At 67.8% G+C, this 18,967-nt stretch carries 17 protein-coding genes; 6 read left to right on the forward strand and 11 right to left on the reverse strand.

Annotation, left to right across the window (positions count from 1 at the left end; all coding sequences use genetic code 11):
- From MSM1_RS00005 to MSM1_RS00015, 3 genes are all read right to left on the reverse strand, one after another.
- Positions 1-726 (reverse strand): ATP-binding protein (locus MSM1_RS00005; protein ID WP_213439637.1); only part of this gene is annotated, 726 nt, incomplete at its 3' end.
- Complete coding sequence (gene mqo, locus MSM1_RS00010; protein WP_213439638.1) at positions 723-2,270, reverse strand: malate dehydrogenase (quinone); 1,548 nt, start codon at positions 2,268-2,270, stop codon at positions 723-725. The genes mqo and MSM1_RS00005, both read right to left, overlap by 4 nt.
- Before the next feature lie 49 nt (positions 2,271-2,319).
- Positions 2,320-2,739: a hypothetical protein gene (locus MSM1_RS00015; RefSeq protein ID WP_213439639.1), complete on the reverse strand. Its 420-nt coding sequence runs from the start codon at positions 2,737-2,739 to the stop codon at positions 2,320-2,322.
- 287 nt (positions 2,740-3,026) lie between these two features.
- Here MSM1_RS00015 and MSM1_RS00020 point away from each other — a divergent pair, with 287 nt between their 5' ends.
- Both MSM1_RS00020 and mtr read left to right on the forward strand, forming a co-directional pair.
- Complete coding sequence (locus tag MSM1_RS00020) at positions 3,027-4,064, forward strand: alpha/beta hydrolase (protein WP_213439640.1); 1,038 nt, start codon at positions 3,027-3,029, stop codon at positions 4,062-4,064.
- 5 nt (positions 4,065-4,069) lie between these two features.
- Positions 4,070-5,449, forward strand: a complete 1,380-nt coding sequence (gene mtr / locus MSM1_RS00025; RefSeq protein ID WP_213439641.1) for a mycothione reductase — start codon at positions 4,070-4,072, stop codon at positions 5,447-5,449.
- Between the two features lie 20 nt (positions 5,450-5,469).
- Here mtr and MSM1_RS00030 read toward each other — a convergent pair whose 3' ends face one another.
- Positions 5,470-5,907, reverse strand: coding sequence for a Fur family transcriptional regulator (locus MSM1_RS00030; RefSeq protein WP_213441204.1), 438 nt, complete (start codon positions 5,905-5,907; stop codon positions 5,470-5,472).
- Between the two features lie 144 nt (positions 5,908-6,051).
- Here MSM1_RS00030 and MSM1_RS00035 point away from each other — a divergent pair, with 144 nt between their 5' ends.
- The 4 genes from MSM1_RS00035 (at position 6,052) to MSM1_RS00050 (ending at position 10,790) form a co-directional block, all read left to right on the forward strand.
- Positions 6,052-7,170, forward strand: coding sequence for an alkaline phosphatase family protein (locus MSM1_RS00035; RefSeq protein ID WP_213439642.1), 1,119 nt, complete (start codon positions 6,052-6,054; stop codon positions 7,168-7,170).
- Positions 7,171-7,315: 145 nt separating this feature from the next.
- Positions 7,316-8,437, forward strand: coding sequence for a HoxN/HupN/NixA family nickel/cobalt transporter (locus MSM1_RS00040; RefSeq protein WP_213439643.1), 1,122 nt, complete (start codon positions 7,316-7,318; stop codon positions 8,435-8,437).
- An 841-nt stretch (positions 8,438-9,278) separates the two neighbouring features.
- Positions 9,279-9,593, forward strand: a complete 315-nt coding sequence (locus MSM1_RS00045; RefSeq protein ID WP_213439644.1) for a PE family protein — start codon at positions 9,279-9,281, stop codon at positions 9,591-9,593.
- A 24-nt stretch (positions 9,594-9,617) separates the two neighbouring features.
- Positions 9,618-10,790 (forward strand): PPE family protein, encoded by a 1,173-nt coding sequence (locus tag MSM1_RS00050; protein WP_213439645.1) that lies wholly within the window; start codon positions 9,618-9,620, stop codon positions 10,788-10,790.
- Positions 10,791-10,924: 134 nt separating this feature from the next.
- Here the strand turns inward: MSM1_RS00050 and MSM1_RS00055 are convergent, their stop codons facing one another.
- The 7 genes from MSM1_RS00055 to MSM1_RS00085 form a co-directional block, all read right to left on the reverse strand.
- Positions 10,925-11,797, reverse strand: coding sequence for a gamma-glutamyl-gamma-aminobutyrate hydrolase family protein (locus MSM1_RS00055; protein ID WP_213441205.1), 873 nt, complete (start codon positions 11,795-11,797; stop codon positions 10,925-10,927).
- Positions 11,798-11,983: 186 nt separating this feature from the next.
- Complete coding sequence (locus MSM1_RS00060; protein ID WP_213441206.1) at positions 11,984-12,535, reverse strand: alpha/beta hydrolase; 552 nt, start codon at positions 12,533-12,535, stop codon at positions 11,984-11,986.
- A 151-nt stretch (positions 12,536-12,686) separates the two neighbouring features.
- The gene (locus tag MSM1_RS00065) at positions 12,687-14,201 is read right to left on the reverse strand and encodes a cobyric acid synthase (RefSeq protein WP_307857234.1); all 1,515 of its coding nucleotides are present in this window, start codon (positions 14,199-14,201) and stop codon (positions 12,687-12,689) included.
- Between the two features lie 79 nt (positions 14,202-14,280).
- Complete coding sequence (gene map / locus MSM1_RS00070; RefSeq protein WP_213439647.1) at positions 14,281-15,138, reverse strand: type I methionyl aminopeptidase; 858 nt, start codon at positions 15,136-15,138, stop codon at positions 14,281-14,283.
- A 24-nt stretch (positions 15,139-15,162) separates the two neighbouring features.
- Positions 15,163-16,974 (reverse strand): penicillin-binding transpeptidase domain-containing protein, encoded by a 1,812-nt coding sequence (locus tag MSM1_RS00075; protein ID WP_213439648.1) that lies wholly within the window; start codon positions 16,972-16,974, stop codon positions 15,163-15,165.
- Positions 16,975-17,053: 79 nt separating this feature from the next.
- Positions 17,054-18,025: an amidohydrolase family protein gene (locus MSM1_RS00080; protein ID WP_213439649.1), complete on the reverse strand. Its 972-nt coding sequence runs from the start codon at positions 18,023-18,025 to the stop codon at positions 17,054-17,056.
- A gap of 59 nt (positions 18,026-18,084) precedes the next feature.
- Positions 18,085-18,939 carry a GNAT family N-acetyltransferase gene (locus MSM1_RS00085; RefSeq protein ID WP_213439650.1) on the reverse strand — a complete coding sequence of 285 codons (855 nt, stop codon included), beginning with the start codon at positions 18,937-18,939 and terminating at the stop codon, positions 18,085-18,087.
- Positions 18,940-18,967 lie beyond the last annotated feature (28 nt).

The raw sequence follows: 18,967 nt of genomic DNA on the forward strand, positions 1-18,967 counted from the left end.
GCCGTCGACATCGAACGCCGCGCACAGCCGCGCGATGCGGCGCAACTCGCTATCGGGCAGCACCACGTCGCCGGCGAGCCGGCGGGCTGCGGCGATCCGGTCGGCCAGCTCGGCGTCGGCGTCGGCATAGCGCGCGGCGAACCCGTCCGGGTCGGCCTCGTAGGCCATCCGCCGGCGGATGACGCGCATCCGCACGTCGACGTCGCGCGACGCGTGCACGTCGACCGTCAGACCGAAGCGGTCCAGCAGCTGCGGGCGCAGCTCGCCCTCCTCCGGATTCATCGTGCCGATCAGCACGAACCGGGCCTCATGCGAATAGGAGATGCCGTCGCGCTCGATGTGCACCCGCCCCATCGCGGCGGCATCGAGCAGCAGGTCGACCAGGTGATCGTGCAGCAGGTTGACCTCGTCGACGTAGAGCACGCCGCCGTGGGCGCGCGCCAGCAGTCCGGGCGAGAACGCGTGCTCGCCGTCGCGCAGCACCCGCTGCAGATCCAGGGAGCCGATCACCCGGTCCTCGGTGGCGCCGATCGGCAGCTCGACCAGGCCGGCGCCCCCGGCGACGCTGGACAACAGGCCGGCCAGCCCACGCACCGCCGTGGACTTGGCGGTGCCCTTCTCGCCGCGGATGAGCACCCCGCCGATCTCCGGGCGCACGGCGCACAGCAACAGCGCCAGCCGCAGCTGGTCCTGCCCGACGATCGCACTGAACGGATACGGTGTCATGGTGCCGCCGCGGCCGGTGAAAACGACGAATGATCGGCCCCGCCCGGCGCCCCCGAGGTGTCCGGCTCCAATCGCAGCACCCTGGTTCCCCAGGACCACACCTTCTCGAACAACGCCGGCTCATCGGATAACCGGATCCCCAGCGACGGCACCATGTCTTTGAGAGTGGGCAACCAGGACCGGTACCGGCCGGGAAAGCAGCGCGCCAGCACGTCGAGCATGGCCGAGACGGCGGTCGAGGCCCCCGGGGAGGCGCCGAGCAGCCCGGCGATGCTGCCGTCGCCGCCGATCACCACCGTGGTGCCGAACTCGAGCACCCCGCCTGCTCGCGTGTCGCGACGAATCACCTGCACCCGCTGACCCGCGGTCGTGGTCTCCCAGTCCGCCTCCGCCGCCGCCGGGGCGAACTCCCGTAGCGCGTCGACCCGAGCGGGTTGGGACATCATCAGCTGGCCGATCAGATAACTCAGCAGCCTCAACTGGCCGATGCCGCCGCGAAGCATCGGTAGCGCGTTGTGGAGTGTGATCGACCGCGGCAGGTCACTGATCCGGCCGTGCTTCAGGAATTTCGCCGACCAGCCGGCGAACGGCCCGAACAGCAGCCACGACTTGCCGTTGATGATCCGCGCGTCCAGATGCGGCGCCGTCATCGCCGGCGCGCCCGGCGCGGGGCAGCCGTACACCTTGGCCCGGTGCGCGGCGGTGAGCTCGGGGTTGGCGCTGCGCAGGAACTTGCCGCTCACCGGGACACCACCGTATCCCCTGACTTCCTTGATGCCGGAGCGCTGCAACAGCCGCAGCGTGTTACCGCCGGCACCGACGAAGACGAACTTGGCGTTGAGCTTGTGTTTCTGCGCGGTGCGCCGATTGCGGATGGTCAGCGTCCAGCTGCCGTCGGACTCCCGCGACAGCCCAGCGACTTCATGACCGAAAAGCGCGGCCATCCCGCTGCGCAGGCCGTCGCCGATGAGCTGCTTGGTCAGCGCGCCGAAGTCCACGTCGGTGCCGTGTTGGGCCCAGCTGAGCGCTATCGGCTCGGAGAAGTCACGGTTGGCGGCCATGAACGGCAAGCGGCGGGCAAATTCATCTGGGCTGTCAATGAATTCGGTGTCGGCGAACAACGGGTTGGCGCTCAGCGCGCGCCAGCGGCGGCGCAGGTAGTCCACGCGCTCGGCGCCGTGCACGAAGACGACGTGGGGGATCGGGTGCAGGAAGCCGCGCACGTCGGTCACGATGCCGCTTTCCGCCGCGTATGCCCAGAACTGACGGGTGACCTGGAATTGCTCGTTGACGTGCACGGCTTTGGTGATGTCGACGGAGCCGTTGCGCAGCGGCGTGTAAAACAATTCGCAAAGCGCGGAATGCCCGGTTCCGGCGTTGTTCCAGGGATCGGTGCTTTCGGCGGCCGCCGCATCCAGCCGTTCCACCAGCGTGATCGACCAGTCCGGCTGCAGCCGGCGCAGCAGTGCGCTCAGCGTGGCGCTCATAATGCCCGCGCCCACCAGCACGACGTCGGACTTCGCGGTTCTCGCTGGGCCTGGCATCGGATCGTTGGTCCTTCGTGGTCGCGCGGGCTGTTCGGCGATATGGTCCTCAGGTTATCCCGGCCGGGGTGGACGTCATCGCGGCACGGCGACGGTTTCGCGGTTGGTCCTGCCCAGAAGACAAATCAGCAGACAACAAAAGCCGGTTTTCCCCAGATGCCCGTCCGGTTAGACTGACGACCCTCCTGGTATCGACACCGATCGGCAATTGGAGGCCCCCATGGCCCACGACGACGAGCACGACGGCAACACCGGCAAGATCACGGCAGCCAACCGCACGGGCGTCGAACACCCAGCGGTTGCCGACCAGCCGGCGGGGACTCATCAGGGGCCATGGGTTTTCGTGAGCGGACAAGCGCGGCGGCGCCCCGTCGGCACGGTGATCGGCGTCGGCGTGACCGGACTCCTCGTCGGCGCTGTCATCACCGCCGCGGTGGTTGCGCCCGGCCCCACAACCCCCGTAGCGCAACCTCTCGCCGGTGCGCCACTGCCACTGCCGGAGCAGCCGTGGCCCGGACCACCCGGGCCGCCACCGCCACCGCCGCCCGGGCCCTGGGGACCGCCACCCCCTTGGGGACCGCCACCGCCGCCCGGACCCTGGGGACCGCCACCCCCTTGGGGACCGCCACCGCCGCCCGGGCCCTGGGGCCCGCCCCCGCCGCCCGGGCCCTGGGGACCGGCGCTATAGCGGTCAGCCCGCTGTCGGGCCAAGCTGCCGAGCGCCTACCGGTGCGAAGCACCCTTTAAGCTGGCCCCGTGACTGGCTGGGAGCCTGATGTCCTGCCCGGCTATTGGCAACACACGATCGCGTTGGGCCGCGATCCCGACGGCGAGGGCGATCTGGTGGCCACCCTGGTACGACGCGGGGAGGCCGCGGCCACAGCGCACGCCGTGCTGGCGGTGCACGGCTACACCGACTACTTTTTCAACACCGCCCTGGCCGATCACTTCGCCCACCGCGGCTTCGCCTTTTATGCCGTGGATCTGCACAAGTGCGGGCGGTCGCAGCGCGCCGGCCAGACCCCGCACTTCACCACCGACCTGGCACGCTACGAGCGCGATCTCGATGCGGCCCTGGCCGTCATCCGTGCGCAGACATCTGCGACCCGTCCCGTCCGGGTGCTGGTGTATGGCCATTCCGCCGGCGGGCTCATCGTGTCGCTCTGGCTGGATCAACTGCGGCGCCGGGGTGCCACCGCGCAAGCGGGTGTGGGCGGCTTGGTGCTCAACAGCCCCTGGCTGGATCTGCACGGCCCCCCGATCTTGCGCACCGGCGCGATGTCGGCCGTGATCGCCGCGATAGCGCGGCTGGGCAAAAGGCGGGTTGCCCGTGGGCCGGGAGACGTCGGGTACGGCGCCAGCCTGCATCGGGATTACGACGGCGAGTTCGACTACAACCTGCAGTGGAAGCCGCTGGGCGGCTTCCCGATCACCTTCGGGTGGCTGCACGCTGTCCGCCGCGGTCAGGCGCGACTGCACCGCGGGCTTGACGTCGGTGTGCCCAACTTGATCCTGCGCTCAGATCACAGCGTGCCGGAAACCGCCGACTCGATCACCCGGCACTGCGGCGACGCGGTGCTCGACGTGAGACAGATCGCTCGGTGGGCCGGGTGCGTCGGCAACCACAGCACCATCGTCCCGGTGACCGACGCCAAACACGATGTATTCCTGTCGATGCCAGGGCCTCGTCAAGCCGCCTACCGGGAACTCGATACCTGGTTGAGCTGGTATTTGCGGGCCGATTGCGGCCCGCACGCCACCGCTCATGCGAGAGCATCGGACGGGGATGGGTGAGGCGCATGGAAAACTACGATCTCGCGATCATCGGAACCGGTTCAGGCAACAGCATTCTCGATGAGCGTTACGCGAGCAAACGGGTGGCGATCTGCGAAGAGGGCACCTTCGGAGGCACCTGCCTCAACGTCGGGTGCATCCCGACGAAGATGCTCGTCTACGCCGCGGAGGTCGCTAACACCATACGCCGCGCCGCACGTTACGGCGTCGACGCGCGTATCGACAGGGTGCGCTGGGATGACATCGTCTCGCGGGTCTTCGGGCGCATCGACCCGATCGCGATCAGCGGCGAGGATTTCCGCCGTTCCTCGCCCAATATCGACGTGTATGGCCGGCACACCCACTTCGGGCCGGTCCAGGCCGACGGGCGTTATCTGCTGCGCACCGACGCCGGTGATGAGTTCACCGCCGAACAAGTGGTGATCGCCGCCGGATCACGGCCGGTGATTCCGCGGGCCATCCTCACCAGCGGCGTCGACTATCACACCAGCGACACCATCATGCGGATCCCGGAGTTGCCCGAGCGCCTGGCGATCGTGGGGGGCGGGTTTGTGGCGGCCGAATTCGCGCATATCTTCTCCGCGCTCGGTGTCCGGATCACCCTGGTGATCCGCGGCGGCATGCTGCTGCGGCATTGCGACGACACCATCTCCGAACGCTTTACCCGCATGGCCGCCACCAAATGGGAACTTCGCAGCCACCGCAAGGTTGTCGACGCACGCCGCGACGGATCCGGCGTCACCCTGAGCCTTGATGATGGCAGCGAGGTAAACGCCGACATGCTGCTCGTGGCGACCGGCCGGGTATCCAACGCCGATTTGCTGGACGCCGAGCAGGCCGGGGTCACCATCGACGACGGCAGGGTGCTGGTCGATGAGTACCAAAGGACCTCCGCCCGCGGCGTTTTCGCCCTTGGTGATGTCTCCTCGCCGTATCAGCTCAAGCACGTCGCCAACCATGAGGCCCGTGTCGTGCAGCACAACCTGCTGTGCGACTGGGATGACACCGACTCGATGGTCGCCACCGACCACCGCTACGTCCCGTCGGCGGTATTCACAGATCCGCCGATAGCTACCGTGGGGCTTACCGAAAACCAGGCTGTTGCAAAGGGTTTCGATGTGTCTGTCGCGATCCAGCATTATGCCGACGTCGCCTACGGCTGGGCGATGGAGGATACCACCGGGATTGCCAAGGTGATCGCCGATCGCGTCAGCGGCCGGCTCCTGGGCGCGCACATCATGGGCTATCAGGCTTCGTCGATCATCCAGCCGCTGATCGGCGCGATGAGCTTCGGGCTTACCGCCGCCGAGATGGCCCGCGGCCAGTACTGGATCCATCCGGCGCTACCCGAAGTCGTCGAGAACGCGTTACTGAACTTGAGCTGACAGCTGCCCGCGACGCGCAATCAGCCGACTGGCTCACCGTCGTCGCGGCTATCACCCTGGCAGTGCGGGCACAGGCCGTGCAGGGTGAGCCCGGCCCGTTCGGACAGGGTGAACGAGCTGCCCGCCATCGCGTGCTGGAGCGCTGACGTCAGCCGGCGCGCCGGCACCTCGATGATCGACCCGCACTGGGTGCACACCGCGTGGTGGTGCGGATCGATGGCCAGCCCGTAGGTGGTGACACCCCCCTCGAGGGTCAACGCATGCAGCACTCCCTGATCCACCAGAGTGGTCACCGTGCGATAGATCGTCGCCAGATCCGGTGGCGGGGTGCCCGCGGGCAGGCACCGGCGCACCCCTTGGTGGATCTCGGCAACCGACAGGTGCCCGCTGACCGGCTCAAGAACCGCCAGCACGGCGATACGCGACGCCATTCGCCGCAACCCCCGCGACCGCAGCATCTCACCGATGCGTTTGGTGACGGCCGGATCTAAAGCCGACGCTTTGACCACCCCCCCAGTATCGCGCACATCCGCCGCAGCGCACCGCCCGAGGGCAGACGGCGATTCGGCCTGCGCTGCGCCGTGGCTGCCAGACTGGCGGTCGTGGCCGGTTCTATCTGCGACGTGCTGCCTTCTGCGGCCGCGCTCCTCGGGATTTCGGGCGTGGCCGACCCGCTGGCACTGACCGGCCGTCTTGGCACCGTGCGACGCATCGCCGTCGTGCTCGTCGACGGGATGGGCTGGCGGCTGCTCCCGCAGATGGCGGCCGACGCGCCGCTGCTGGCCTCGGTCCTCTCCGGCGGCGCCGGGCACCTGGTCGAGCTGGCCAGCACCTTCCCGTCGACCACGCCGACCAGCCTGGTGTCCCTCGGCACCGGCGCGCTTCCCGGCGAGCACGGCATCCTGGGCTTCACCCTCAAACTTCCCGCTGCCGACCGGGTGCTCAACCATATCCGGTGGCGCGACGACCCACCGCCTTCCCGCTGGCAGCCCGTCCCCACCTGGTTTCAACGCCTCGCGCAGGCCGGCGCGCGCGCCCGGGCCGTCCTGCCGGCACCGTTTATCGGCAGCGGCCTGACCGAGGCGGCCTACCGCGGCGCCGAGTTCCGGGCCGCCGGCAAAGACGACGACTACGCCTCGCGGCTGGCCGACGAGCTGCGCGCGACACCGGGGCTGCTCTACGGTTACACGGCTGAACTCGACACCGCGGCGCATTTGTTCGGCATCGGCTCGCCCCAGTGGCACCAGGCGGCGGCCCGGGTCGATGCGCTGCTGAGCCGACTGCTCGAGGCGCTGCCACCGGACGCCGCGTTGCTGGTCACCGCCGATCACGGGGGATTGAACGTCCCGGCGGATGCCCGTGTCGACCTGAGCACCGACCCCCGGCTGGGCGCGGGCGTCCGCGTCGTGGCCGGCGAGCCACGCGTTCGGTACCTGCACACCGAGCCCGGCGCCGCGGCCGACGTGCAGGCCGCCTGGAGGGAGGTGCTTGGCGGGCGCGCCGAGGTGCTCAGCCGCGAGGAAGCCACGGCGATGGGAATGTTCGGGCCGGTGCGCCCGCAACACCGCACCCGCATCGGCGACGTCGTTGTCATCTGCACCGGCGACACCGCGATCCTGGCCACCGCTCACGAGCCACCGGAAGTGGCTCGCCTCGTCGGCTTCCACGGCGGAACCACCCCGCAAGAAATGGCAATTCCCCTGATCGTCTTCCGCGGCTGACCATAGGCCGGTGAACACCTGCAAAATACTTGCAGCTCCATTGGTGAACCGGCTACCCCGCGCGAGTGCCACGGCATAGGGTTCAGGGGCATGGCTTTCTACATGCGGGCTACCTGCGGGTGCAATGCGGGCGGAAGGACGCGACATGGCCGGTGATGTTCTCGTAAGGCGACGCTCCTCGTCACGGTCGGGGCGGCGAGGCACCCTGACGCCTTCGGAGTGGACGCGCCTGGGCTCGATGCTCGCAGCGATCGCCGTGCTGAATCTCATCGGCTGGGGGACGCTGGTATTCGTGGTGCAGCCCGCCCACTTCAGCCTCGGGGACAAGGTGTTCGGCGTCGGCATCGGGCTGACGGCCTACGCGCTGGGGTCTAAGCACGCGTTCGACGTCGACCACATCGCGGCCATTGACAACGTGACCCGCAAGCTGATGAACGACGGTCAGCGCCCGCTGGCCGTCGGGTTCTTCTTCTCGCTGGGCCACTCCACCATCGTGTTCGCACTGGCGGCGCTGCTGGCGTTCGGCATGAAGGCCATCATCGGACCCGTCAAAAACGATTCGTCAGCGCTGCACCATTACACCGGTTTGATCGGCACCGGCGTCTCGGGAGTGTTCCTCTGCCTGATAGCAATCATCAACATCGTCGTGCTGGCCGGTATCTTGCGCGTCTTCGCGCGGATGCGCAGCGGCGTCTACGACGAGGCCGAGCTCGAAGAACAGCTCAACCACCGTGGCTTTTTCAACAGGATCCTGGGTGGGCTTACCAAATCGATCACCACGTCGTGGCACATGTATCCGGTCGGCGTGCTGTTCGGGCTGGGATTCGACACCGCCACCGAAGTCGCCCTGCTCGTGCTGGCCGGCACCAGTGCCGCGGTCGGCCTGCCCTGGTACGCCATCCTGTGCCTGCCCGTGCTGTTCGCCGCCGGCATGTGCCTGTTCGACACCATCGACGGCTCGTTCATGAACTTCGCCTACGGCTGGGCGTTCTCCAAACCCGTGCGCAAGGTCTACTACAACATCACCGTCACCGGGCTCTCGGTCGCCGTGGCGCTGCTCATCGGCGGCCTGGAAATCCTTCAGATCCTCGGCCAACAGCTGGCCCTGAGGGGCGCCTTCTGGGATTGGATTCAAAACGTCAGCTTCAGCAAGCTCGGCTTCGGCATCGTCGGCCTGTTCGTCATCACCTGGGCGCTCGCCCTGGTGGTTTGGCGTTTCGGCCGCATCGAAGAGAGATGGACCATGGTCCCGCAACACGAGGCCTGACCAGGCCGGACGCGGTCGAGTCGCGCAGCGGCCCAGCCGGCTCATCCGATGGGGTTTCGCCCGCGCTCGTACGGAGGTGTCGCACCCGGAAACGCTGGTAGGGTTGAGGTATCGGAACGTTGACGGCGGTACCCAGGCGGCCACGGCGGCGATCAGTCGCCGGGATCATTACGGGTTTGTGTTTGCTCGCCGCCGTCACCGGGCTCTGGCTAGCGCAATCCGAGCGCATTGTGGCCATGCTGCCCCAGTCGGTGCCGATGTCCGCCGGCGCTTTGCACAGCGCTTTGCACAGCGGCCGCGAACAGCTTGGCACCGGCTCCTCACCCGCGGTCGATCAGGGCGATCAGGTGGTGACCCCGGCCGAGCCGGGACATGAGCTGCCGCCAACTTTGTCGCCGTCACTGGCGTCGTGGTGGTCGCCGTCGCCCGACGCGGCGGATACGTTGCCGAATTCTTTGCCTGCCGCGTGGAACCCATCGGGCACTGGGCACTTGGCTTCGCCGCCCACCGCACGTGGGCCGGCCACGGTTACCGCGGGTGCTGATCTTTTGACATGGCTTTGCGTCAGCCGACGCTGATCGGCCGGCGCCAGGCTGCGGTGCCCTGTCGCGACGGCCGGTAACCGCTGACCCGGTGCCAACTGCCGCGCCGGACCGCAACAAGCGAAGACCACAGGTCGACCGGTTGCCCCGAGTGAAGCTCTGCGCAGCACAGCACTGGTAAGCCTGGTGCCGCCCCAGCGCGGACGAGCCACGAGTCCGTGCTTATCGAGTTCGTGTTTATCGAGTCCGTGTTTATCGAGTCCGTGTTTATCGAGTCCGTGTTTATCGAGGAGTAGTCCGTGTCTTTCGTCACCACCTCTTTCGTCACTGTCGAACCGGAAACACTCGCCGCGGCCGCCGGCAATTTGGACGCTATCGGCTCGACGATGGCCGCCAGCGGCGCGGCTGCAGCAGCACCCACCACCGCGGTGGTCCCTCCCGCCGCCGATGAGGTCTCTGCGCTCACCGCAGCGCAGTTCGCTGCGCACGCCATCATGTGCCAGGCAGCCATCGCCCAAGCCGCGGCGATGCATGAGCTGTTCGTGTCCACATTGCGAGCCAGCGCCGGCTCCTATGCGATCACCGAGGCCGCCAACGCGGTCATGACCAACTAAAGACCAACCAAAGGGTGATGGACAATGGATTTCGGGAAATTGCCGCCGGAAGTCAACTCTGGTCGTATGTACGCCGGTCCGGGTGCGCTGTCGATGCTGGTTGCCTCAGTGGCCTGGGGGCGGCTGGCCACCGAGCTGCACACCGCGGCGGCGGGCTATCAGTGGGTGACCTCAAGCCTGGCCGGCGGTGGATGGGACGGCGCGTCGGCGGACTTGATGGCGGCCGCGGCAGCACCCTATGTGGCGTGGCTGACCGACACCGCCGCAAAGGCCGAGCAGGCGGCCGCCCAGGCCAGGGCCGCTGCCGGTGCCTTCGACATCGCGCATCGGATGACGGTGCCACCACCGTTGATCGCCGCCAATCGCGCTCAACTAAGGAGGGTGGCCGCGACGAATTTTCTGGCTCAATACAGCCCGGCAATCGCGGCCATTGAGGCTGACTACGAGGAAATGTGGGCCCAAGACGCCGCCGCGATGTACGCCTACGCGAGCGCGGCCGCGGCCGCGGCGAAGGTAATGCCATTCGACTCGCCGCCGGTTACCGTTGACCCGTCAGGGCTGGCAAGGCGAGACGGCGCGATCGCCAAAACCACCGGGCCCTTGTCCGCTGCCGGCGCGCAAGAGATCCTGGCGACAGGCCCGCAACTCATCGGGGCCGTGCCTCCGGCACTGCAACGGCTGGCCTCACCATCGGGGTCTGCCTGGCGACCGTCGCGGTCCGTGTCGTCGCCGTCGGGATTGTCCTCGCTGCCGCAACTGGCCTCACCGACCGTTCCGGCTATTTTCGCGATGTATGCGCCATATCCGATGAATATGGTGATGAGCGCGCTGGGCTCCGAGAGGACGAACGGCACGCCCGGAAATGCCGCTAGCACGGCAATCCGGCCGGTAGGGGCGTTTACTAGCTCCGACGGTGTTGACGCCGGGCCGGACATGTCTGCGGGGATCGGCGGGGCGACCCGGGTAGGCCGGTTGTCGGTGCCCGGGACATGGTTCGCGGTGGCGTCGATCTGCAAACCGGCGACCAGCGGAGTGGGGCTACCGGTCATATTGTGGAAAGCATCGTCGGGCAGTGGACCCGCCGGCGTGCGCATTACGCCGATCTCCAGTACCACGGGGCGCCGTGTCAGCCCGGCCGTCGCTTCCCGGCTCAAGGCTCGGCGCACCGTGGTTCCGCGTCCACCGGCCGCCGGATAACCGTTCGGATCAGCTCCGGCCAACGATGACCGGGCTTCTCCGTCTGCAGGTCTACACGATGTCTGCACCAGTGGGCTGCGGCGACACCGCGTGCGGCAACCCTGGCGGGTCGGTATCGTCGCCGCCTCCACAACTCAGGTGGCTGCCCGTGCGCACGCGTAGGCCCGCGCCGCGTCCACGATCCCGAGGAACAGCCGCAGGTCGTCCAGGGCTTGTTCGGGGTGCCATTGCACGGCGAGCACGAAGCTGTCACCGGGCAGCTCGATCGCCTCGATCACCCCGTCGGCATCCCACGCGCTGACGAGCAGGCCCCCGCCCGTGTCGGCGATCGCCTGATGGTGGTGGCACTGCACTTCCGCCGACTCCCCGAGCAGCTCTGCCAGCCGGGTGCCCGGGACGATGCGCACCGGAACGGTCGAGAACACCGCGTTACCGGGCCGATGTCCGGTGTGGCCGATGACGTCGGGCAGATGCTGGTGCAGTGTTCCGCCGAGCGCTACGTTGAGCACCTGAGCGCCCCGGCAAATGCCTAGGACCGGTAAACCACGGCGCAGGGCACATTCCAGCAACGTGAACTCCCAGGCGTCGCGGATACCGCAGGGCGCGTCGGTGGCCGGGTGCGGCCACTGGCCGTAGCGGGCGGGATCGACGTCGCTACCGCCGGTAATGACCAGGGCATCCAGCCGGTCGAGCACCCGCTCGGCGATGCCGGGATCCACCGGCTGCGGCGGCAGCAGCATCGCGATGCCGCCGGCCATCGTGACACCCCGGAAGTAGGCCGCCGGAAGGAAGCTGGCAGGCACGTTCCAGACCCCGGTTTGCGCCTGGTCCAGATAGGCGGTCATGCCCACCACCGGCCTGCTGCCGGGGCGGTCTACATTGCCCCGCTCCTCCCCAGGCCGCACACGGCCTGGGTCGTCGCCGGGGCGGTCTACATTGCCCCGCTCCTCCCCAGGCCGCACACGGCCTGGGTCGTCGCCGGGGCGGAAAGCACCCAACCTAGCCATCCTCTCGTCGGTGACCGCCACGGTGAATCCCACCAACGCGGATGTTGGCGGTGTTCCGATGGTTCGGCGAGGACACCGTTACCGTAGCGCCCGCCCCCAGGGGACAGAACGCCACCGTGAGGTGGGCCGACGACGAACTCGGCGTCGACGAATAGAACGAGAGCGAATAGGAATCAGGCCCAGCGATCACCAGGTGTGGGCGCGCAGCACGATCTCGGCGGCCAGTTGCGCCGTCAACTCCCGGGCGTGGCGTCGCCCGAGCAGGTCCACCACCCGATAGTCCGCGTAAACGAACCGCTGGCTGGCACGGGCCACCGCCCGCGCCGCCGGGTTGCTGACCAGCGCGGTGGTGTCGATCTCCACCGGCGGGCAATGCTCGTCACGGATGACACCGGCTGGGTCGGCCACCCGCGGATGTCCCCGGTCGATAACCACCAAGGCGGTGAAGCGGTCCAGCCTGGTCGCCGCCAGCTCCCACGCGAGCTCACCACCGGCTCGGTCGCCCACGATCACTCCCCACCGGATCCCCAGCGAATCGAGTATGCCGACAACGGACTCGCCGGTCAGCCGCGCGTCGGAGCCGATGACAACCGTCCGCAGCGACGCCGTGTGCAGCCGCTGACACACCGGGTCATACGCGGCGACCGCGCACCGGGCGGCGCCAAGCACGACGACGACGGACCCTCTCTGCGGACCCGCCACCCCCACGGGCACGGGAAACCCGTCAAGAGTGGTCATCATCGTCGAGGGCACGTTGGCAAGTTACCCTCAGTCGACCGGAACGTGGACGGTTTCGCCCGCTCTCTTAGGCCGCTATCAGCTACGGGTCGCCTTGCCAGCGAGCCAAAGATGTCAGAACCCGGGCGGCAGTCCCGTTTGTGGCTAATCGCTACGAGCCATGCGCGGAGTGCAGCACGGTGACAATGGTCGGCCGTGGCGGCGGTCCACCCTCGATCAACCGCGCGACGGCATCGATATCGAGGTGGGCGGCTAGCAAATCGGCTACCAGATCCAGCCGGGCGTCGCGGCGTGCCCCGACGTCGACGTCATCGGCCGCGACGAATCCGTCCCGCCCGGTCAGGGCCGCCACATCGGTCAACCATTGCCGGCGGAATGCGTCGTTGTCGAACAGGCCGTGCCAATGGGTCCCGAACACGCCGTTGTGCCGATAGCCCTGCGGGGATCCGTCCACGCCGAACCAGCCATCCTCGCAGCAGCGGATGACCCGGCCGTGGTGGATCTCGTAGCCGACCAGCGGGACCCGCCAGCGCCGGAGCACCTTAGCGGGGTCCAGCACGATATCGGCGTCCAGCAGTCCTAACCCCTCGACGCGGCCGGAGCGTGTCTCCACCGGATCATCGATGGAGCGGCACAACATCTGAAACCCACCACAGATGCCCAGCACCGCGCCGCCGGACTCGGCGTGCGCTGCGACGGCACGCGCCAGACCCCGGTCGCGCAGCCACCGCAAATCCGCAACGGTCGCTTTGCTGCCCGGCACGACGATCACGTCGACGTCGGCCAGTTCGGCCGGATCGCTGATCCAGCGCACCAGCACCCCGGGTTCGCAGGCCAGCGCCTCGACATCGGTGGAGTTAGAGATCCGTGGCAGCCGTAACGCGCCGACCCGCAGCCATTGGCGGCCGCGTGGTGGCTGGGGGATGCCCAATACCTGGCCAGCCCGCACCGACACCGAGTCCTCGGCGTCCAGCCAGAGCTGGTCAACATACGGCAGCACCCCGTAGGTGGGGCGCCCGGTCAGTTCGGCCAATTGCCGCAACCCGGGTGCCAATAGGCCGGGATCGCCGCGGAACTTGTTGACGATGAATCCCGCTACCAGCTCCTGGTCGCCGGGGTCGAGTACCGCGATCGTCCCGAAAAAGTGCGCCAGCACCCCCCCGCGGTCGATGTCGCCGACCACGACGACAGGAAGGTTCGCGGCCCGGGCAAGTCCCATGTTGGCCAGATCGTTTGCTCGCAGATTGATTTCAGCCGGTGAGCCGGCACCTTCGCAGATCACCACATCGAATTCGGCGCGTAGAGCGGATAGCTCGTCGGCGACGATGGCGGCAAGCCGGTCGCGGTGCGCGAAGTAGGTTGCCGCGGTGACCGAGTCGACGACCTGTCCACGCACCACCAACTGCGACATACGCTCGGCACCTGGTTTCAGCAGGATCGGGTTGAACCTGACGCTGGGCTCCAGGCCGGCGGCACGTGCCTGAGTGGCCTGTGCCCGACCGATCTCGCCACCTTCCACCGTGACGGCCGAGTTATTAGACATGTTCTGGGCCTTGAACGGTGCGACTCGAATTCCCTTGCGCGCCAACAGCCGGCACAGTCCGGCGACCACCAGCGACTTCCCGGCCTCAGAGCCGGTGCCCGCCACCAGCAGGGCACCGCTCACCGGCTCGGGGCGAGCAGCCGCAAAAGCCCCCATTTCGCGCCGAAACGAGGGGCTTTTGCGGCTGCTCGCGGTGCAGACGTCACGGCAGGGTGAGTATTTCGGCGCCGGTGTCGGTGACCAGGATCGTGTGCTCGAACTGGGCGCTCCACTTTCGGTCCTTGGTGACTACCGTCCACCCATCGTCCCAGATTTCGTAGTCCAACCCCCCAAGGTTGATCATCGGCTCGATGGTGAACGTCATCCCGGGCTCCATCACCGTTTCCACGGCGGGCTGGTCGTAGTGCAGCACAACTAGGCCGTTGTGGAACGTGGTACCGATTCCATGCCCGGTGAAATCGCGAACCACACTGTACCCGAACCGGTTTGCGTAAGACTCGATGACTCGGCCGACCACCGACAACGCACGCCCGGGCTTGACGGCGTTAATCGCGCGCATCATCGCCTCCCGGGTGCGTTCGACCAGCAGCCGGTGCTCCTCGGAAACGTCGCCGGCGAGAAACGTCGCGTTGGTGTCGCCGTGGACACCGTGGATGTAGGCGGTGACGTCGATATTGACGATGTCACCGTCCTCGATCACCGTCGAGTCGGGGATGCCGTGGCAGATGACCTCGTTCAGCGACGTGCAACATGACTTCGGATAGCCCTTGTAGCCCAAGGTCGACGGATAGGCACCGTGGTCGACCATGTAGGCGTGCGCGATCCGGTCCAGCTCATCGGTTGTCACCCCGGGCGCGACCGCCTTGCCGGCCTCGGCCAGCGCACCGGCCGCGATCCGCCCGGCGATGCGCATCTTCTCGATCACCTCCGGTGTCTGCACCCACGGCTCGCTGCCCTCGCGCGCCGTCGGCTTGCCGACATATTCCGGGCGAGGGATCGAACTGGGCACCGGCAGCGTCGGGGAGACAACGCCGGGCGAAAGCGCAGTGCGAGCGGACATGGCGCCAGCTTAGTTGCGGCGGCATCAAGCCAGGTAATCCGCCGGCAGCGAGGTGAACATCACTTTGGTCATCCGGACCGCGTGCTCGGAGCTACCGCCCCCGACGATCAGGGCCGCGAACGCCAGGTCGCCGCGGTATCCGGCGAACCAGGAATGCGATCCGCCGGGGAACTCGGCCTCCCCCGTCTTGCCGAACACCGCGCCGCAGTCCGCGATCTCCTTAGCGGTGCCATTGGTTACCACCAGGCGCATCATCGGCCGCAGCGCATCGAGCATCTTCGCAGTGATCGGTGCAGCAGTGCCGACGACCGGGGTCGGCCGGCCCTCGATGAGACGCGGTAGCGGGGTTTTCCCGGCCGCCACCGTGGCCGCCGCCAGAGCCATGCCGAACGGACTGGCCAGCACCTTACCCTGGCCGAAGCCATCCTCGGTGCGTTCCGCGAGGTCCACCGTCGGTGGAACCGATCCGGTCACCGTCGAGATGCCGTCGACCTGATAGTCCACCCCCAGACCGTACTGAGCTGCGGCCTGCGACAAACCGCGGGGCGGCATCCGGCTGGCCAGTTCGGCGAACGTGGTGTTGCAGGAACTGGCGAACGCGCGCGACATCGGCACCACACCCAAGTCGAAGCCACCGTAATTGGGGATGGTGCGCTGTCCGATATCGATCTCGCCGGGACACCCCAGCAGCGTGTTGGGCGTGGCCATGTCACGCTCGATGGCGGCGCCGGCGGTGACCATCTTGAACGTCGACCCCGGCGGATACAGCCCGGTCGTGGCGACCGGGCCGTCGGCGTCGGCCGCGGCGTTTTGGGCGATGGCCAAGATCTCCCCCGTCGACGGCTTGATCACCACGATCATCGCCTTGCGGCCTTGGACATCCACGGCGTGCTGGGCCGCGTCCTGCACGACACGATCCAGACTGATCGAGATCGATGGCGCTGGGGCGGGAGCGACTTCGTGCAGCACCGCGACATCCACACCGTTCTGGTTGACGCTGACCACCCGCCAGCCCGCCTGCCCGTCGAGTTGATTGATCACCGCCTTCTTCACCTGGGTGATCACCGTCGGCGCGAACCGGTCGTCGGTCGGCAGCAGGTCGGCCTGCGGGGTGATCACCACACCGGGCAAGCCGCCGATCGCCGGTGCGACTTGGCTGTGATCACCGGGGCGCAGTGTGATCAGATCCAGCGGCTCGGTTGCGGAGCTGGCCTGCTCGGCGAGCCGTTGCGGGTCCAACGTGTCGTCGAAAGGGCGCAGCGCGTCCACCACCGCACGGGACGTGCCGATGAGGTTGGCGCCAGCCCGGCGGGCGTCGAGGCTGTAGTGGTACAGGTTGCCCGGCACCAGCACGTCGGTGCCGCCGAGTTCGTGTACGGAGGCACGCCGTGGCGGGTCGGCCCGCAGTGCGAACGTCTGATGCTCCCCCAGCCGGGGATGCAGTCCGGTCGCGGTCCAGCGGACCTGCCAGCGGCCCTCGTTGCGGGCCATCTTCAGCTGGCCCTCATACGTCCAGGTACGGTTCTTGGGCAGATGCCAGGTATAGCGATACACCACGCTGCCGGTGTCCTCGCTGTATTTCGAGGTGAGCAGGTGCGCGTCCAGGCGGGTGGCCTGCAATCCGGCCCAGGCGGCGTTAAGCGCTTCGCGGGCAGCGTCGGGGTCGTCGCTGAGCCGGGCAGCCGATGCGGTGTCCCCGGCGGCCAATGCCGCGAAGAACTTCTCGGCGGCGGGGGCGGGGCCGTCGGGACGCGGGGTGCACGACGGTACCGCGGTGGCGACAAGGACCGCCAGCAGGCAGGCGATCCCCGATGCCCGTGTGATTTTCGTGGCCATTGTGACTGATGTTATGAGAGTATGCGGTCGGACCGGCGGAGGCGCACCGAGACCAAAGCGTTATCCGCATGGGGGGCAGTCAGATGCGCAGCAGGCGTTCGGCGTTGCCGTGAGCGATCTTCTCCCGGTCGGCGGCGGGCAGGGTGGTCCGTTCGAAGCCGGCGACGGCCTCCCGCGACGATTCGTAGGGGTAGTCCACGGAGAACATCACCGCATCGGCACCGACTTCCAGCACGGCGCCGAGCATGACCGCGGGCGAGAACACCCCGCTGTTGGTAAAGACGACGTTGGTACCAAGGTACGCCGATGGCGGGTGACGCAGCGGAACGCCGAGTTCGACAAGGCGAGAGCGGGAATCAAGGCGGCTGCGCTGAAACGGCAGGAACTCGCCCATATGGCCCAAAATCAACGTCGCGCCGGGATGGCGGTCGAAAATCCCGCTGAAAAGGATCCGCAGTGCGTGACCGCCCGTTTCGGCGGCCCAACTCCACGTGGCCCCATACAGTTCCGGATGTCCGTCGAGCACCCGCCAATGGTCGACCGGCGGCGCGCCCGGATGCAGATATAGCGGCACGCCAAGCGATTCCAGCGCCGACCATACCTCGTCGTATTCGGGCGCATCGAGGTAACGGCCTCCGGGCCCGTGCACGCAATCGTTGACCAGCGCCCCGCAGAATCCCAACTCGTGTACCGCGCGCTCCAGCTCACCGGCCGCGGCCGCCGGATCCTGCAGCGGGAGGGCAGCGAAACCGCGGAACCGATCGGGATGCTCCGAAATTACCTGGGCCAGATAGTTATTGGCGAATCGAGCATTGTCACAAGCCAAGCCGGGTTCGATGTCGACCTGCAGGCCGGGAATCGTCAGCGACAACACTTGGATGTCGATTCCGGCGTCATCCATCTCGGGCAGCCGGTATTGGCTGAAATCGGTGAGCCGAGAGAGGATCTGCCCGGCGAACTCGCTCTTGAATGCCAGCGGCAACGCCGGCATGGGTTGACGCTCGGCCAGCTCGGCGACAAAGAACGCTTCTTCCAAAGCGATGTAACGCATCGGCGCTCCCTCTGCGCAGAACGGTTCGCCACCGCGAGCGGCGGTGGGATTGTCTCGGGTCAGTCCAACAGCACAGTGGCGAAACTGCCGACTTCAACAAAACCGACGCGGGCGTAAGTGGCCCGGGCGACGGTGTTGAAATCGTTCACATACAGGCTGGCGATGCGTCCCATGCCGACGATGACCGCCGCCAGCGTCGCGGTGCCCGCGCTGCCCAAACCCCGACCGCGCCGCTCGGGATGCACCCAGACACCCTGGATCTGGCCCACGGCGGGAGACTGCGAGCCCACTTCGGCCTTGAAGATGACCTCGCCGTGCTCGAAACGCGCCCAAGCCCGGCCGGCCGCGATCAGGCTGGCCACCCGCCGACGGTACCCGCGCCCCCCGTCGCCCAGCCGTGGGTCCACCCCCACCTCGCCGATGAACATGTCGATGGCGGCCACCAGATACGCGTCAAGCTCATCGGGGCGAACCTGGCGCACCTCGGGGTCGATGGCGCATCTGGGCATGCTGTGTAACGCCATCAACGGCTGGTGTGGACGCACGTCGCGCGCCGGGCCCCAGGTGGGTTCGAGCCGCCGCCACATCGGCATCACCAGCTCGGCCCGCCCGACCAGTGACGAACAGCGGCGTGACCCGCTCATCGCCTCGTCGGCGAACGCGGCCAAGTCGGCCGGGCCGCCCCGCAACGGGATGAGGTTGGCGCCGGCGTAGCACAGCGACTCGTCGGCACCCCGGCGTGTCCACAACTCACCGCCGATCGCATCGGGGTCGATGCCGTGGTCGGCGACCCGCGCGGCGACCATGCACGAGCCGACGGGGTCGTCGTCCAGCACGCGCCACACGGCGGAGGCGTCGCGCACCACCGATACCCGTCGCTTGCCGACCGGGCGAAAGATGGGCGGAGCCGACATAGTGCGTCTTTCTGTGACGGCCAGGGAA

Source organism: Mycobacterium sp. SM1 (assembly GCF_018361265.1).
GTDB lineage: Bacteria > Actinomycetota > Actinomycetes > Mycobacteriales > Mycobacteriaceae > Mycobacterium.